Origin of the sequence: Photobacterium alginatilyticum, assembly GCF_009910675.1 — a bacterium.
GTDB classification, from domain to species: domain Bacteria; phylum Pseudomonadota; class Gammaproteobacteria; order Enterobacterales; family Vibrionaceae; genus Photobacterium; species Photobacterium alginatilyticum.
The window spans coordinates 1-16,185 of sequence record NZ_RSEJ01000007.1; the positions used below are offsets into that span (position 1 = coordinate 1).

The following is a 16,185-nucleotide window of genomic DNA, read 5'->3' on the forward strand; positions in this document are numbered from 1 at the left end:
GATTTCTGTTCGTCACAACCAAGTTTTGCCATTTGCTTCCTTCAGATTTCACCTCACGGTGAACACCCTTGCATAGGCTAACGGTTCTCGCTCGACTGAGCCCGTAGAGGACTTTCACCTCCTAGAACAACGCCATGCTCGGCGCACAACGAAAAAAGGCTTACCTTTCGGTAAGCCTTTCAATGAGATGGTGCCCCGGGCCGGACTTGAACCGGCACAACGCGAACGTCGAGGGATTTTAAATCCCTTGTGTCTACCAATTCCACCACCAGGGCACGCAATTCTTGATTGCGATGCTCCTAACCAATGTGCTTTATATAAAAGCGGTTAGACACCATCTTGATACTGACTTGATCAATATCTCAAAATTTTGAGCGACACACGAGGTTCCCGATTTACGAGGAGCAAGGCGTGACCTCAACCTTGGCAAGGTTGTGCTCTACCCGCTTAACCTACATGTTTCACTACATTCACCACCGCTAGGCAATGAATTATTAAATTGGAGCGACACACGAGGTTCGAACTCGTGACCTCAACCTTGGCAAGGTTGCGCTCTACCAGCTGAGCTAGTGTCGCAAATGGAGGCGCGTCCCGGAGTCGAACCGAGGTCCACGGATTTGCAATCCGCTGCATAGCCACTCTGCCAACGCGCCAACTGTCTTTCGACAAACCGCTTAACAAGTCTCCCCGCTGCGGTATGGGGTGCATTCTACGGATTGCTCCCAATGAGTCAATAACAAAATGTCAGAATCCAGATCACTTGCTTGAATTGTGCGCAATTGCTCTGTTTTCACAAGCTTTCCGTCTGAATTTTAGCCTTTATTGTGTTCTGAGTATTACTCAACACAGAATCATTAGTCATGATAACCAACAGAAAAACAACTTTTTAAATTAAGCTATACAGTTTAGTTCGCTATTTTCTCTTGTTCAGCCTTAATTTTGCGACAACAAAACTTCACTCAACAAATTTGCCCTTCTGGATCACATCACAAAAAAGCCACTCTGGAATCGAGTGGCCTTATACCCAAACTTTCTCAATAAAAATATAGATTACGGGTTCACTAGTTCAACCGCTTCTCTAACCAGTCTGCCGATTTCGTCCCAGTCACCAGCCTCAATCAGTGCAGGTGCTACCATCCAGGTACCGCCGCAACAATGAACGCGATCAATCGCTAAGTAATCGTTCACATTTGCCTTGCCAATACCGCCTGTCGGCATAAAGGCAACATCAACATATGGTGCAAGCAGTGACTTGATCATATTGATCCCGCCAGACGCCTCGGCCGGAAAGAACTTCAAGAAAGTCAGGCCTAGTTCTAATGCCTGCTCAACTTGGCTCGGGTTGTTCACTCCAGGTACCATAGCAATGTCTTGTTCCTGGCAATAACGTACTGTATTTGGGTTCAAGCCGGGCGCGACGATAAACTCAGCACCCGCAGTTTTGGCGCGATCAACTTGAGCGGCGTTTAATACTGTCCCTGCCCCGATACACATCGAGGGATAAGCTTCACGCATCAAGCGAATAGCGTCTTCTGCCGCCTCGGTGCGAAAGGTTACCTCAGCAACAGGCAGGCCATTTTCCACCAGCGTTTTAGCCAACGGTACCGCTTGCTCAACATTGTTAATTTGAATCACCGGAATGACTTTGAATCCTTTTAACTTTTCAATCAGTTGTTGAGACATTAAACCTTGTTCCTTTTATCTACATTAATTCTTTCATTGCTTCAGACGGAATGATTGCCCCCGGATATTGAATGACAATAGATGCCAGACAGTGACCAAGCTCAGCAGCGGCAGTCTCTGAGCTACCGCTCAGACGCCCTGCCAGATACCCTGCAGCAAAAGAGTCACCGGCAGCACAGGTGTCCACCACGTTTTCAACCATGTTTGCAGCCACATACACGGTATCAGGGTAATCACTCTGCAGACCAGATACGACTTTGCATGGCTCACAGCCTCGCTTAATAACAACTTCAGGGCAGCCGATGTCCTGGCACCGTTTCACAATATCACTTTTGCCCCACACCGCATATTCATCCTGCTCGGTAAGCAAAGCAATGTCAGCAAAGGGCAAAGCCTGCGAATACCAGTACTGGGCTTGTTTCGACGTCCAAAGCTGAGGGCGAAAATTATTATCAAACAATATCATACCGCCATTGGCTTTATGTTTCTCTAACAAGGTGATTAATACCGCTTTCGCTTCTTCTGCCAGAATTGCCAGACTAACGCCGCTTATGTACAAAGCATCAAAACGGTGGTTGTCAATCGCCTGTTCGAGGGGCGACCACAACTCCGAGAAATAGAACTTCGCAGCACTGTCATTACGCCAGTAATGAAAATGACGTTCACCATTAGGTTCTGTCTCGACGAGATAAATACCAGGCAGCTTGTTCTCGAGCTTTTTCACCATATGGGTCTCAATGCCTTCAGCATGCCAAGCCCCGAGCATATCCTGGCTAATATTGTCGGTCCCTAGCGCCGTTGCATAGCTAACCGTCAGCCCGCGTGAAGCTCCCAACCGAGATAAATACAGCGCCGTATTGAGTGTATCGCCGCCAAATGTCCGCTGCAGCGGCAGGCCACTTAGCTCAATCATACATTCACCAAAAAAAGCAATTTTCACGCCGCCATCCTCTTCTCACCAGGCTTTATGTAAAGCCTAATGGATGATGCATACCTTACAGCATCACAAAGGCCTGCATTTCGCCAAGTTTTAGAGAATTATGTTGAGAATGTATAAATAGCTATGAACAACAATACGTTGCGTTCACTCACGATCGTCTCATCCCTCATACAGCTCCAACGGCAGACCATCGGGATCATTAAAGAAAGTGAATTTCTTACCGGTATATTCATCGACTCGAATGGGCTCGACGTCAACCTGGCAACTCATTAAATACCCAGCAAAATCTTCGACAGAGTCGACAACAAAAGCTAAATGCCTCAAACCACTGGCTTCAGGAAAGCTGGACCGCGATGGTGGGGAAGGAAAAGAAAACAACTCAACTTGGCTACCATCCGGTAACTGCAAGTCGAGCTTATACGATTCACGATTTGCCCGGTAATTCTCTTCTATTACAGACAAACCCAGTACTTCAACATAAAAGTGCTTTGATCTTGCATAATCAGAACAGATGATCGCCGCGTGGTGTATCCCTTTTAACATGAATAATGCTCTCTATGAGGCTGCTGAAGTGGTGCAGCAATTCCTCAAAATTCTATTGAAAGCTTCTATTATCATACTCTTAACTATGATTTTCTAGCCAGAACAAAATGGAGCTAAAAAAGCTCCTTTAAAGTGAAAATAAGGTTCCTGACGGCCATTGATGGCCTCAACAGGAGCATCCATAGACAGCGTCAAGCCGCCGGAACCCTTGTCAAACTTCCTACCCGTTTCATGGCTAATTTATAGAGTTCTCTGGCTCTTTTGGCTTCACTTTCACTTGGGCGCGTATCATTCTGATAAACCCAATGACAGGATTCGATTACCCCTTTGACCTCTTTCAGACCTAAGAAAGAAGGCGTAGACAGCGCGGTAAGCTCAAGTATCAAAAAGCACAGCTTATAGTGAAACGGCACCATCTGGAATGCCCGGTATGCATCCTCAATAGCTTGCGTCGCCAGATTGTTATTCCGCTTCTCGAAAGCTTGCTCAACAAGCTTTCCGCCTTCGCTTAGCCGATGGTTAATTTCTGAGTGACAGGCTTCCAGCAGCTTTACCTGGCTTTGAATCAAGGCCGCATCATCAGCATTACCACACAAGTCCCTTGCAACCTGCATTGTCTTTTCATACTTATCCGGCATACCACAAAAGCCGTACAAGCGGGCAATATTCAGTACCGTGTAGTAGTCATCGATGGGCTTATCATGAATATTAATTTTGCTAACGATGGTAAAGCAGTCTTCAATTTCACCATGCAGACAGGCAAGTATCGCTACGCCGACCAAGGCCCCCATTTCACTTTCATAGCGCTCTTTGTCTGTATCACCACTCACTTTATGTTCAATGATGTTATGCCTGGCCTCTTTAACCAATTCGGCACTCTCGACATTATCCTCAACATAGATACTGGCAAGCATCAGAGAAACTGCAACATTCAGGTTGATCCCATAGCTAAAGCGGTTTGTCCCTAGCACCTTACTGGTATAACGCTGATAACCAATTGCAGCTTTTTCGTGCTGCTGCAAGGAAGCGTATAGGTTAGCAATAATAAGTTCGCGTAGCGGATTGGCCGAATTCACCTTATGCAAAATATTAAATTGCTCCAAGGCTTCCGGTACTCGGTCAGAGGCCATCAAACATCCCGCCAGGTGCTTTCTCGCCAAGGGTTGCTTTGGGTACTTATCGAGGATCTCCTGAAAGACGGCTTCTGCCGCTTTTAGGTCGCCAAGCTCTTTAAGTGCCTGCCCGAAACCGACTCTCGGCCATAAGTGATCGGTATGCTTACACGCTTCTTCATAGAATTGTTTGGCTTCCTGATGGCGCTCTGAGCGAAGTAAACAGTCACCGTTTATTCTGTCAATGTAACCAGAATACGCCGGGAAGTTCTTTTTATATCGCTGGCAAAGGCCGATTGCAGTCTGAAACTCTTTGTTATCAACGGCCATCAATAAAGGAAACAGTGCAGCCTTTCTTTCCAGAACTTTTTCTATTCGCTCAACAAACACCGCGCCACAAAATGGCTTTATTAAATAGTCGTCAGGTTCTAGCTCTATAAAATGAGAAACAACTTGCTCGGTGTTATCTCCCGTTACACATATAAAAACGCCATCACTCGGTAAAAGATTCCGCTGCTTTACCTCATCGAAAATAAGCCCACCGTCAATATGATGACGCATATTATAATCACTGATGACAATATCATAACTATGACTGGCTAATAAACGAAGTGCTTTCAGGCTATCTGTCGTGCTATCGATATTATCATTGCTGATCCCTGCACTATTTAACATAGACCTCATCAACGAAATTGCCGTGCTTGAGTCATCTATCAGCAGTAATTTTTTACCTGTTATCACATTACAGCCCTCCATAGCCTATTAATAACTGTAAAAATGCCTCTTTAACGATAGGGCTTCTTGTTGTCTTACCTCAATAATAGTAAAGGGTTAACGATATGAACACTGTTGAATCGATTTTATGATCAAGCACATGTTTCAATAGAGAAACACTTTGCTGTAAAGAATACTAACCACGCAAGAATACGCAAAAACACTTAAGTCAATGACCGCCTATTCTTATAAGTAATTTTATATAATAAGTAAATCACCAGAAGGAATTGATTGAAATGCCTGGCATCAATACCCAATAAGGATAAAAAAGATGAGCGCTTGCTCATCTTTCTTAAAAATCATGCTGATGGATATCACATCTTTATAAATATAATTCTTAATTATATTTATAAAATCATCGAACTTGTTTTCGAATAGAATAATACGCCACACTGCCAAATAATATAAATAACAGTATTGGCCCGCCCCACAATATATAAGTACTGGGCAATAACTTTGGCTTATACAAGACAAAGTCACCAAAACGACTTGTCATGTATTCAACAATTTCTGGATCCGACTTTCCTTGATCAACCATCTGGTAGACCTTCAGCCTCAGATCCTTGGCAACAGGCGAATTTGACTCTATGAGATTCTGGTTCTGACACTGTGGGCAGCGCAAGCCCTTTGATAAGGCTATAGCTCTATTTTGGTCGACAATAGAACGAAATTGGAAAGTTTCTACCGACTCGACAAGCTCTGTATCGGCAGCCACAAACACTTGCGCTGTTTGTGCATAAGCCGTCAGCGAACCTGTAAGTCCAGCGATACAAAAGGCCATCGCCAGTAACACTCGTTTTAAAGCCCCGGTGAACTTAACCATTTTTTCCCTCCTCAAGCTGCCTAAGCACAGGGACAAACTCCTGCTCCCATATTTTTCGGTTAAGCGCGCCGACATAGCGATGACGGATCACACCATTACGATCAACCAAATAGCTTTCAGGCGTACCATAGACCCCCAGGTCGATCGCCAGGCTCCCTTTAGGATCAAAGATCACCGACTGATACGGATTACCCGACAGTGATAGCTCATTCAGCGCAGCCTGACGATCATCTCGATAGTTCAGGCCAATAACGCTCATTTTATCCTTCTGAGCCAGCTCTAGTAGAAATGGGTGTTCTGACTTACAGATACCACACCAGGAAGCCCATACATTCAGCAGCCGAACCTGCCCAGTCAGTGAGGTTTGAGTCAGGGTGAATTGTTCATTATCAAGCGCGGTAAGGCTAAATTCAGGCACTGACCTGCCCTGCAATGGCGACGCCGTGGTGGTATTGTCAGCGCGCATCGCAAAGGCAATGATAGCACCAGCCAACAGGACGAAAACCAAAGGAATAAAACGGGAAATCTTCATTGTTCTCTCCTTACTGTTTCCACATCACAATCGTCGTCGGCGACAATGCCTTGCTCTCACGTGAGTACATGGCTTTGACCCTGAGTCTCGCTAACACAGCCAGTGCACCGCCCAGCATCATCATGATACTTCCGATCCAGAGCCAGCGAACAAAGGGCTTATACTGGATCCTCACCGCGTAATCAGTCCGGTTAAGTTTCTCGGCCAGGGTAATGTATATATCGCCCTGCCAGTACCACTTGATTCCCGGCTCGCTCATGTTCATGGTACGAACGGTATAATGACGACGCTGCGGCTGAATCATGGCTTCAAATTGTCCGTCCTTACTGACCTCAATGTTAGCCTGCTCGGCGGTATAGTTTGGACCAATGAGCAGCTCGGTCTCACGATAGACAAACTGATAGCCACTCAGATTCAGTACATCCCCAGGTCCCATCTTGTTACTGGTTTCCACCGAGTAATAGCTGACCAGTGCAGCCCCAATGATCGTGACGGCAACACCGCAATGCGCTATCACCATGGCTATCAGCCTCAGCGGCGCATGCCCCAACTGTCGCTCGCGAAGCGCTCTATGCCTCAGATAGAAAGCCTGTATTGCCGTGAGTGATATCCAAATTGCAGAAATGAATGACAAACAGACAACCAGATTGATCCCACGCTCAAACCACACAGACAATGCCACGCCAAGCACAATAGAGACAGACATCGGTGTCAGTGTTCGGGTAATAAGATCATCTGTCGACACGCGATGCCAGCGGATCAACACGCCGAATCCCATAAAGATGAAAAACAAGAAGCTCAGCGGTACAAACAAGGCGTTAAAGTAGGGTGCACCAACTGAGATATTGCCTAAGTCCAACGCCTGGAAAACCATCGGGTAAAAGGTGCCAAGCAGAATCGTCAGCGTCGCAACAGCCAGCAAGCTGTTACCGGCCAAAAACGTCGCTTCTTTTGACAGGAAGCCGAACGTTGCCGGACGACTATGTCGTTCGGCATTCAGTGCAAACAATACGAGCGAGATAATAAGCAGTACCCCGAGTATGGCCAGCAGCGTAACCCCGCGAGTAGGATCCACGGCAAAGGCATGGACCGAGGTCAACACGCCAGAGCGCACAATAAAAGTACCGAGCAAGCTCAGAGAGAAAGTGAAAATAGCCAGGAGCAGCGTCCAGTTACTCAGCGCCTTCCGGTATTCGGTAATGATCAGCGAGTGCATCAGGGCGGTTCCTGTCAGCCAGGGCATCAGAGAAGCATTCTCGACCGGGTCCCAGAACCACCAGCCACCCCAGCCCAGTTCGTAATAGGCCCACCAGGAACCCAATGCGATACCACCGGTCAGAAAGACCCATGAGGCAACGGTCCATGGCCGGCTCCAGCGTGCCCACGGGATCCCTTTATTCTTGGTGGTTAATGCTGCAATGGCAAATGCAAAGCTAACGGCAAAGCCTACGTAACCCAGGTATAACATCGGCGGGTGGAAGATTAGGCCGATATCCTGCAACATCGGATTTAAGTCTCGCCCTTCCAGAGGAGCTGGCAGAAGGCGCAAGAAAGGATTCGATACAAGCAGCAGAAACAGGCTAAACACCGCCGTCAGAATAGCCAATGTCACTAACACTCTAGCGATAAAGGCTTCGTCTCGCTGACGGGAACAATAGGCAACCGCTGCCGCCCAACCTGAGAGCGAAAACAGCCAGAACAAGAATGAGCCTTCATGGCCGCCCCAGACAGCAGCTATTTTAAAAAACAGCGGTAACTGACTATTGGAGTGATGAGCAATATAAGCCACAGAAAAGTCATCGGCAGCAAAGCTGTATCCCAACAGAATAATAGCGACCGAGATAAATATAAAAGCGCCATAACTTAATGGCCATGCATAGCGAGTAAGGTATGAATCCTTTTTGATCAAACCGACAACTGGAACCGTTCCTCCCAGCAGCGCGAAAGCAAATCCCAATATTAATGCATAATGTCCAACTTCAGGGATCATTGAATTTCCTTAAAACTTTATCCTGTCACCATCTTGATGTAACCCGAAAATTACAGCTTTGCCCTCGATCAATGAACCGGACCTATTTGTAATATCTTTATCGTTACAAGAAACAATCTGATGGTTAACAGCTGCTTCATATGCAACCAATAAAGCAAACATCTTTAGCAACTGAAACAAATCGTCACAGCAAACGCTGTGACGATTATTTATTTACTTACCTAACTGCCATTACAGCGTTGTCATTTGTCCTGCATACAAAATGAAGGTACGCAACATAAGCACACCAACCAGGCTAAGTGTGGTGACAAGCATGATATAGGCTTTGTTATGCCTGACGACTGACGGACTGACTGCATTAAGCGCCAGCGGTGTCAGCATTCCCGCACCAATGACGCCGTACCAGAACCATGTTGCCCAGAACCCGCCGCCAATTGCCGCTGTAGCAGCTGCCTGGCTCTGTCCACCACCAAAATAAAGGCCAGTAAAGAACGCAACCAATACGAACAGCTCAAACATTACCACCGGGCGCTCAAACTTGTGGATCCAGCCTACACTTGCACTGTGCGCCGACTCCTTAAACACCAGTACACCGAACATCAAGCAAGCTGCAGCACCGGAAGACAAGCTAGAGAACAGGAACAATATCGGTAGAATTGGATTGTTCAGTAGCGGGAAGGTCTGTAGCGCCGACAGCAAGAAACCGGTGTAAGCGGCCAGCAACACCGCCAGGAAGCCAAGAAATAGCTCCACACTGTTTTCAAAGCGCTCAATAAGAGCCAGCACCTTGTCAACAATAGGCAAACGACCGTTTAACAGCTTCCCGATATCGTACTTGAATATCACACCAATCCAGGCAAACAGCACAATCATGTAGACCTGGAACAGGATGACCCCCATCGACATCACTGACGTCGTGTTATAGAAGATCATGATCTTCCAGAACATCAATGGCTTGGTCAGGTGGAAAATCAAAATGGTCAAACCGGCAATAATACCGAACGGTGCCAGGATAGCCGTGGCCTTAATGATCCCGTTGGTGCTTGGATGGCCCTGGATCACTTTACGCTTGAGGTAGATAGAAATCATCACCGCACCGGCAGACATACCTGCCAGGAACAAGTAAACCGCAATGATCCAATCCCAAACTAGTGAATCAAAATAAAAGGCATCGGCAAATGTAGTACTCATCCTTTTATCTCCCCTTTTCCGTGTGGCACTTTATACAGCTTCGGCTGCGTTCCCAGTTCTACCTTCGAGCGGTACACCGGTTTTTGCTTGATCAGCTGAGACACCTTGCTATTTGGATCATTCAAGTCACCAAATATCAGTGCCTTGGTCGGGCATGACTCAACACATGCCGGCTCTTTGCCTTCTTTCAGGTTGCTCTTGCGACAAAAATCGCACTTGTCTGCTGATTTGGTTTCAGGGTTGAAGAAACGTACCTGATACGGACACGCTGCCAGGCAATAGCCACAGCCCACACACTTGTCGCCATCAACGTCTACAATCCCGGTTTCAGGATCCTTGAAAGCGGCTCCTGTCGGACACACGTGCACACAAGGCGCGTTATCGCAATGCTGACAAGAGATGCGGGTAAACTGATAGTCAACATTCGGGTATTCGCCCTGTGGTTCACTTCTGACTATCTGCAGTCGAGAAACACCTTCCGGCACCTTATTCACTTCGCGACAAGCTTCGGTACAGGCCGTACAACCAATACACAAAGTTTCATCATGCACCATGCCGTAACGCTTTGGTCCGTCTTCCATTGTCGCAGCAAGTGTCTGTCGGCCCAGCAAGTTACTGCCACTGACGCCTGTCGTGAAAATAACAGCACCGGCACCGGCTAAAAAATTTCGTCTTGAACACGTCATACCATCATCTCCTACTTCTCTTTTTTCTGGTCTGAGTGACAGTCGACGCACATCTTGATCTTCGACTTTCTTTCAATACCTTTCATCGGATCTTTTTCCGGATGAATGGTGTGGCATGATGCACAGGAAAGATCGAGCGCGTGAACATCGTGTGTCCAGTTCACCTCACGTAAATCTTTCGGTTCGTGGCAATTCACGCAGGTTTCATTTTGCTTTGCAATCCATGCCGGATCGGCCGCTGGTTTCTCAGTGCCGGCAACAGTCTGAGCTGCTGCGAACTTGGTCACCATTGGCGCACCGTCACGGTGATTCTTACCCACTTTGCTGTGACAATCTGTACATGTCATATCACGGTTAGTCTGAGCATGGATTACATCGCCATGCGCCCCTTTTAGCGTGTCTCTTTCATCTTTATGGCATTGCGTACAGGCGTAATCGCGATCCCGGATAAATTCGACAACATGTTGGCCTGACTCTTGTGTAATTACCGAAGGTTTCGCTGTTGTGGCTCCCTCAGCCTTCGAGTCTGCGGCAACATTCATTGAGAAACCAAAAATACAGATGGCTACAAAGAATGTAATCACCGTATTCATGGCTACTTTATAATTGCCCATTTTTCACCTTTTTATCTTCCCGAATTACCAGCCTCTTCCAGAAGGCGGCAATTGGCGCTTATATTTATTTTGCACATCATAGAGCTGCAATAGTTGTTTTAACAAAATCTTAAAACGATACTTAATTGCAATTGAAATCAATTCTTATTTACTTAAAATATTAGCCACAACGCTTAACACGTATATTTAATAATGTTTTTAAATATGAAAAATTGAGTCAGGTAGCAAATACCCCTTAAGTAGCATCATAAATGCCCTTTTTATGATTAAGATCAATATTAAAAACCGCAATAAGTATTTGATTTAACAGAACTAATAATCAAAATCGCAGCCACATAACCCCAGTAAATGTAAATACCCCTTTGGGGTTATTTGAGTGGTAATTCTATCGAAGTTCGGTTTTTGACATCTTCCCTTTGATCCAAAACAACAAAGTCATCACTTATATTAACAAGGCTTCATTTTTTGATATTATTTATCAGAACTCCAATTCTTAGTTACTGATTTAGCTGCACTCACAACGCTTAGCTTGTTAATAATTAGAATACTGGAGTGACAAATCGTGAGAATTAAATGGACGCGAAATACTGCCGCAGTCGCAGCTTTGTTGTCTGCGTTATGTTTATCTGCTAATGCCAACGCAGCTGAAGATAGCGGCAAAACAAGAATTGAACCTCGCAACGAACATTTTGCGAAGTCTCATGTCGATCAATATAAAACCTGGGAAGCAACCAAAGAAAGCGAAGAAATTGATGACGCGCTGGCTGGTGATCCTAACATGGTTGTTCTGTGGGCCGGCTACGGTTTTTCCAAAGACTACAACAAAGCCCGCGGCCACTTCTACGCTGTAACCGATGTACGCCAAACCCTACGTACTGGTGGTCCTAAGGATGAAAAAACAGGCCCGATGCCAATGGCATGCTGGAGCTGTAAAAGCCCTGATGTGGCCCGTGTAATCGACGAGCGTGGCGAAGACGGCTACTTTGAGGGCAAGTGGGCCCGCCTAGGTGCTGAAATCAACAACGCAATCGGCTGTTCTGACTGCCACAACACCGGCAGCAAAGAATTTGCCGAAGGTAAACCGGCACTAACCCTGACACGTCCTTATGTTAACCGTGCTATGGAAGCGATTGATATGAAGTTCGAGGATCAGTCTCGCTTCGATCAGCAAGCCCAGGTATGTGGCCAGTGTCATGTTGAGTACTACTTCACCGGTCCGACCAAGGGCGTTAAATTCCCATGGGACAAAGGCACTGGCGTTGATGAAATGGAAGCTTACTACGACGAGATCGGTTTCAAAGACTGGACTCACGGCGTATCTAAAGCTCCAATGCTAAAAGCACAGCACCCTGGCTATGAAACATGGCGTGAAGGCATCCATGGCAAGAACAACGTAACCTGTATCGACTGCCATATGCCTAAAGTCCAGAACGAAGACGGCAAAGTGTTCACCGATCATAAAGTCGGTAACCCATTTGACCGCTTTGAAGATACTTGTGCGCAGTGTCATACCCAAGATAAAGAAACACTTGAAGATGTTGTTGCTACCCGTAAGGCAAGTGTTCAAGAAATGAAACTACGTGCCGAGAAGCAAATTGTTGCAGCTCACTTCGAAGCGAAAGCCGCATGGGATGCAGGTGCTACCGAAGCGGAAATGAAGCCAATCCTGATGGATATCCGTCATGCACAGTGGCGCTGGGACTACGCAATTGCATCTCACGGTGTTCACATGCACGCACCTGACGTTGCACTACGTGTTCTGGGTACTGCGCTTGATAAAGCAACTGATGCCCGTACCAAGGTTGTTCGCTTGCTAGCAAAGAAAGGCATCACGGAAGAAATTCAGATCCCTGATATTTCAACCAAGGAAAAAGCCCAGCAGGCACTTGGCATGGATATGGACAAGATGAATGCTGATAAAGCTGAATTCCTGAAAAATATCGTTCCAGAGTGGGACAAACAAGCCAAAGTTCGCGAAGCCTCTTACTAAGGCCAGTCTGATTTAATTAGACAACCGACAAAGACAGCCCCCTCTCTAATAGAGGGGGCTTTTTGCATTTCACCCTTCATTACCCCACCCAAGATCCAAGATTACCAATATCCGCAAAGAACATATTACCCCCACCCTAGCCCTCCCCTTGAAAAGTGGAGGGGATTAAAAGCCTAAAAAGACCATCGGTGTTTACCAACAGACTTTAACAGCTCAAAGATGGCTCCTCCCCTATTATTTTAAGGGGAGGCAGGCAGGCAGGGGTTAATTGCAGAACAGGAGTATTTATACCAATCTACATAAGTATTTAATCATTCTTGCTGGTTAAAATCACTTTTAACTGCGTTATGAATTTTGTAATTAGAGTAACTAGTTAGCTGCAATTCATGCCTTGTTCTAAGTGATTTTTCCTGCGCAACTATCTGAACAATTACTTATCCAGATTGGTATTACAGCAATTTCTTGGCGCGGTTAATGGCGGTGATCAGCTCTACCCGATCGAGATCCGGGTGTTCACTATCAAGTGCCTGCTGCCAGGTATCTATCGCCTTTTGATAACGGGCATTAAGAAAGTAGTCAGATGCCAGCAGCATCAAAGCAGGAAGGTTGTTTTCATCCAAGGCTAATGCCTGATCCATAAGCTGGCTAACTTCGGCATTCAAACGCTGCCCATCACGATAATAGATCGCCGTTGCCTGTGCCGAATAAATATTTGCCTGCGGCTCTTCGGCCAAGCGGGATGAATAGCTAAACGCAAGCGCTGCATTGGCGTGCTCACCGGTATACATATAGGCATTGCCTAGCGCATACCATAGCTCTCCATTCTGCTTATCATTACGTAGCTTATTCTGAATTTCTTCAATTCGCTTCTGGTTAAACTCACCGGCAGTTAATCCTGCCAACTCGCTAGTTTCAGTCTCATGACTAACGCTGCCGGGTAACTGGTAAGCTGACTGACCCAGAAAAAAATAACCGCTCACCGATACTGTCAACAGCGCGATACTGAGTAATATCGGTGCTCTTGCACTCTCTCTGTCACTACGGGCGTGGCTTAGCCAGATAATGAGCAAGCCTGCCACTAGCAAGACAGTAAAACCGATTCCGAATTCCAATATTTGCCTCTGCATCATGACGCTAAACAAGCCTATATTTTACCTGTTTTGACTGTAACAAGAGAGTCCGTCTGGCAGTTATTCGCCACAGCCTTAACTTGGATCAATTCTTAATATTTCTAACAGTAACTAGCTGATTTTATTGCCTGCCACTACTTATTGACAACTACATCACACGCTAACGTATTGGCAATAAAGCAGTTGGCATGCGCTTTTTGGTGCATTTTATCCAGTACCTCATCACTGACGTTTACACCTTCGACGAACACAACCTTAGGGTTAAGCTCAATTCGAGACACCTGGGTGCGATTATCAGCATTCTTACCCAATTCGGCTGTCGCCGTATCATGATAACTGGCAACAGGTAAGCGCTTCAGGTGAGCGATGGCCAGAAATGTCAGCATGTGGCATGAAGACAGCGCTGAAATCAGGCTTTCTTCCGGGTTAACCAGACTGGCATTACCCTTATATTCAGGCGCTGAAGAGCCTTCAACCTGCTGACCACTGCCGAAACGTATAGTGTGATCACGGCTAAAATCCTGTTCTGCCTGCCCCGATTGTTGCCAGTCAATCTGTACCGAAAAGCTCATCTTTCTCTCCTTGTTCGTCGGCCAATAGTAGCTTCAGATAGTAAAAAGGCTCCATCGGGAGCCTTTTTATTCAGTAAATATTGCTTAAAGTTCGAAGTCACCGAATGCTTCACTATCTACCTGGCGCTCTAGAAACGCAACCAAATCGTCATGACCGCCGATATATTGGCTATCAAGAATAATCTGCGGCACAGTGCGAACAGTCTGACCCGTCTTCTGCTCGATAAACTCAACCATGGTTGTCTTTTCCAGGTCAGTACCCAGTACTAACGTGGTGTACTCGGTACCGCGCTCGTCAAGAATAGCCTTTGCTTTCACGCAGAACGGACAACGAGGCTGGGTAATTACTAGGTTTTGGTAGCCCGCAAGCTGCTCAAGGGTCATGTCAGACATAAACTTCCATTATCAACATTAGGTTTCTATTTCCCGCTAAGATAATGGAAAGCCGCCCCGAATTACAAGCCTCTTAGCCTATTCAGCCAACCGGTAGTTGGTATTCAGGCGATTTTGACCGGGATACGGTGGCGACCAAACGCCTTAGGCGGCGCAAACCGTCCGGCAATCTGGTAGCCACAATAGTTACATACCCCCTGGTTGCTCAGAGCACAATCGCCAAGTTCATACCAATTTCTCGACAGCACTTTTTTCTTACAGCCCGGGCAATAGGTACTATCTCCGGCTTCGTCAAAAATGTTACCGACATAGGCATAGTTCAGGCCGTTCTTAATGGCGATCTCCCTAGCCCGCTGAACAGTCTTTGGTGGGGTTCTTGGTTTATCCAACATTTTGAAATCGGGGTGGAAGGCGCTGAAGTGAATAGGAACATCCGGGCCGAGATTGTCATAGACCCAACGTGTCAACTGCTCCAGCTCACCCGTACTGTCATTTTCATCGGGGATCAGCAGTGTCGTGATTTCAAACCAGACATCGGTCTCATGGTGCAGATACAGCAGGGTATCAAGTACCGGAGCCAAGTGACCACTGCAGATCTTATGGTAGAAGTGCTCGGTAAATCCTTTCAGGTCAATATTAGCCGCGTCCATATAGCGATAAAACTCAATGCGGGGCTCATCGCACATATAGCCTGCACTAACGGCAACACTGTGTATCCCGAGTTCATGGCAGGCCTGAGCAGCATCCACGGCGTATTCCATGAAGATCACCGGATCATTGTAGGTAAAGGCAATACTGTCGCAGCCATAGCGTTTGGCTGCCTGGGCAATTTGCTCGGGCATTGCCGTTTCGCCCAAAGTGTCAATCTCACGTGACTTGCTGATACTCCAGTTCTGGCAAAACTTACAGCTCAGGTTACAACCAGCCGTCCCGAACGATAATACCGAGCTTCCGGGATAGAAGTGATTAAGCGGTTTTTTCTCTATCGGATCAATACAGAAGCCACTTGAACGGCCATAGGTGGTCAGGACGATTTCGCCATCCAGGGCCTGTCTGACAAAACAGGCACCGCGCTTGCCATCTCGCAATCGGCAATGACGCGGACATAAATCACATATCACCCGACCGTCATCCAGCCGGTGCCAATACTGGGTTTTGAATACACTCGGAGGCTGCAACATAAATCACTCGATGTGAAAATTGTTCCTATAC

General features: G+C 46.6%; 15 protein-coding genes and 3 tRNA genes. 1 reads left to right on the forward strand and 17 read right to left on the reverse strand.

Annotated features, from left to right (window positions below; genetic code table 11):
* Nucleotides 1-188 precede the first annotated feature (188 nt).
* The 13 genes from EIZ48_RS08280 to nrfB form a co-directional block, all read right to left on the reverse strand.
* Nucleotides 189-275 (reverse strand) — tRNA-Leu (locus tag EIZ48_RS08280).
* Nucleotides 276-500: 225 nt separating this feature from the next.
* Nucleotides 501-576, reverse strand: a tRNA-Gly gene (locus tag EIZ48_RS08285).
* Between the two features lie 3 nt (nucleotides 577-579).
* Nucleotides 580-653, reverse strand: a tRNA-Cys gene (locus EIZ48_RS08290).
* Between the two features lie 397 nt (nucleotides 654-1,050).
* Nucleotides 1,051-1,683 carry a bifunctional 4-hydroxy-2-oxoglutarate aldolase/2-dehydro-3-deoxy-phosphogluconate aldolase gene (locus tag EIZ48_RS08295; RefSeq protein WP_160650034.1) on the reverse strand — a complete coding sequence of 211 codons (633 nt, stop codon included), beginning with the start codon at nucleotides 1,681-1,683 and terminating at the stop codon, nucleotides 1,051-1,053.
* 19 nt (nucleotides 1,684-1,702) lie between these two features.
* Nucleotides 1,703-2,623, reverse strand: a complete 921-nt coding sequence (locus EIZ48_RS08300) for a PfkB family carbohydrate kinase (RefSeq protein WP_160650036.1) — start codon at nucleotides 2,621-2,623, stop codon at nucleotides 1,703-1,705.
* Nucleotides 2,624-2,782: 159 nt separating this feature from the next.
* Nucleotides 2,783-3,166, reverse strand: coding sequence for an SMU1112c/YaeR family gloxylase I-like metalloprotein (gloA2, locus tag EIZ48_RS08305; RefSeq protein WP_160650038.1), 384 nt, complete (start codon nucleotides 3,164-3,166; stop codon nucleotides 2,783-2,785).
* Nucleotides 3,167-3,357: 191 nt separating this feature from the next.
* Nucleotides 3,358-5,034: a response regulator gene (locus EIZ48_RS08310; RefSeq protein ID WP_192928498.1), complete on the reverse strand. Its 1,677-nt coding sequence runs from the start codon at nucleotides 5,032-5,034 to the stop codon at nucleotides 3,358-3,360.
* A 373-nt stretch (nucleotides 5,035-5,407) separates the two neighbouring features.
* A complete protein-coding gene (locus EIZ48_RS08315; RefSeq protein ID WP_160650041.1) occupies nucleotides 5,408-5,875 on the reverse strand; it encodes a cytochrome c-type biogenesis protein CcmH in 468 nt (155 codons plus the stop codon).
* The gene (locus EIZ48_RS08320; RefSeq protein WP_160650043.1) at nucleotides 5,868-6,407 is read right to left on the reverse strand and encodes a DsbE family thiol:disulfide interchange protein; all 540 of its coding nucleotides are present in this window, start codon (nucleotides 6,405-6,407) and stop codon (nucleotides 5,868-5,870) included. Before EIZ48_RS08320 ends, EIZ48_RS08315 begins: the two co-directional genes overlap by 8 nt.
* A 10-nt stretch (nucleotides 6,408-6,417) precedes the next feature.
* Nucleotides 6,418-8,397 (reverse strand): heme lyase CcmF/NrfE family subunit, encoded by a 1,980-nt coding sequence (locus tag EIZ48_RS08325; protein WP_160650045.1) that lies wholly within the window; start codon nucleotides 8,395-8,397, stop codon nucleotides 6,418-6,420.
* Between the two features lie 231 nt (nucleotides 8,398-8,628).
* A complete protein-coding gene (nrfD, locus tag EIZ48_RS08330) occupies nucleotides 8,629-9,588 on the reverse strand; it encodes a cytochrome c nitrite reductase subunit NrfD (RefSeq protein ID WP_160650047.1) in 960 nt (319 codons plus the stop codon).
* Nucleotides 9,585-10,274, reverse strand: coding sequence for a cytochrome c nitrite reductase Fe-S protein (gene nrfC, locus EIZ48_RS08335; protein ID WP_160650049.1), 690 nt, complete (start codon nucleotides 10,272-10,274; stop codon nucleotides 9,585-9,587). The genes nrfD and nrfC overlap by 4 nt, the downstream gene beginning before the upstream one ends.
* An 11-nt stretch (nucleotides 10,275-10,285) precedes the next feature.
* Nucleotides 10,286-10,888: a cytochrome c nitrite reductase pentaheme subunit gene (nrfB, locus tag EIZ48_RS08340; protein ID WP_075763302.1), complete on the reverse strand. Its 603-nt coding sequence runs from the start codon at nucleotides 10,886-10,888 to the stop codon at nucleotides 10,286-10,288.
* Between the two features lie 562 nt (nucleotides 10,889-11,450).
* On the opposite strand from nrfB, the gene nrfA reads away from it, so the two are divergent.
* Nucleotides 11,451-12,878 (forward strand): ammonia-forming nitrite reductase cytochrome c552 subunit, encoded by a 1,428-nt coding sequence (gene nrfA / locus EIZ48_RS08345; RefSeq protein ID WP_160650051.1) that lies wholly within the window; start codon nucleotides 11,451-11,453, stop codon nucleotides 12,876-12,878.
* A 449-nt stretch (nucleotides 12,879-13,327) separates the two neighbouring features.
* Here nrfA and EIZ48_RS08350 read toward each other — a convergent pair whose 3' ends face one another.
* The 4 genes from EIZ48_RS08350 to amrS form a co-directional block, all read right to left on the reverse strand.
* Nucleotides 13,328-13,990 (reverse strand): TPR domain-containing protein, encoded by a 663-nt coding sequence (locus tag EIZ48_RS08350; protein WP_240152910.1) that lies wholly within the window; start codon nucleotides 13,988-13,990, stop codon nucleotides 13,328-13,330.
* A 152-nt stretch (nucleotides 13,991-14,142) separates the two neighbouring features.
* Nucleotides 14,143-14,580 (reverse strand): OsmC family protein, encoded by a 438-nt coding sequence (locus tag EIZ48_RS08355; protein ID WP_160650055.1) that lies wholly within the window; start codon nucleotides 14,578-14,580, stop codon nucleotides 14,143-14,145.
* An 84-nt stretch (nucleotides 14,581-14,664) separates the two neighbouring features.
* Nucleotides 14,665-14,973: a glutaredoxin domain-containing protein gene (locus EIZ48_RS08360; RefSeq protein WP_160650057.1), complete on the reverse strand. Its 309-nt coding sequence runs from the start codon at nucleotides 14,971-14,973 to the stop codon at nucleotides 14,665-14,667.
* 104 nt (nucleotides 14,974-15,077) lie between these two features.
* A complete protein-coding gene (gene amrS, locus EIZ48_RS08365; RefSeq protein WP_160650059.1) occupies nucleotides 15,078-16,154 on the reverse strand; it encodes an AmmeMemoRadiSam system radical SAM enzyme in 1,077 nt (358 codons plus the stop codon).
* Nucleotides 16,155-16,185: the final 31 nt, after the last annotated feature.

Bases quoted from the DNA above. Each gene is read 5' to 3' on its own strand.
- EIZ48_RS08355 (WP_160650055.1), bottom strand. From the start codon at position 14,580: ATGAGCTTTTCGGTACAGATTGACTGGCAACAATCGGGGCAGGCAGAA.
- nrfC (WP_160650049.1), bottom strand. From the start codon at position 10,274: ATGACGTGTTCAAGACGAAATTTTTTAGCCGGTGCCGGTGCTGTTATT.
- EIZ48_RS08295 (WP_160650034.1), bottom strand. From the start codon at position 1,683: ATGTCTCAACAACTGATTGAAAAGTTAAAAGGATTCAAAGTCATTCCG.
- EIZ48_RS08320 (WP_160650043.1), bottom strand. From the start codon at position 6,407: ATGAAGATTTCCCGTTTTATTCCTTTGGTTTTCGTCCTGTTGGCTGGT.
- nrfB (WP_075763302.1), bottom strand. From the start codon at position 10,888: ATGGGCAATTATAAAGTAGCCATGAATACGGTGATTACATTCTTTGTA.
- amrS (WP_160650059.1), bottom strand. From the start codon at position 16,154: ATGTTGCAGCCTCCGAGTGTATTCAAAACCCAGTATTGGCACCGGCTG.
- EIZ48_RS08360 (WP_160650057.1), bottom strand. From the start codon at position 14,973: ATGTCTGACATGACCCTTGAGCAGCTTGCGGGCTACCAAAACCTAGTA.
- EIZ48_RS08325 (WP_160650045.1), bottom strand. From the start codon at position 8,397: ATGATCCCTGAAGTTGGACATTATGCATTAATATTGGGATTTGCTTTC.
- EIZ48_RS08310 (WP_192928498.1), bottom strand. From the start codon at position 5,034: ATGGAGGGCTGTAATGTGATAACAGGTAAAAAATTACTGCTGATAGAT.
- EIZ48_RS08315 (WP_160650041.1), bottom strand. From the start codon at position 5,875: ATGGTTAAGTTCACCGGGGCTTTAAAACGAGTGTTACTGGCGATGGCC.
- nrfD (WP_160650047.1), bottom strand. From the start codon at position 9,588: ATGAGTACTACATTTGCCGATGCCTTTTATTTTGATTCACTAGTTTGG.
- gloA2 (WP_160650038.1), bottom strand. From the start codon at position 3,166: ATGTTAAAAGGGATACACCACGCGGCGATCATCTGTTCTGATTATGCA.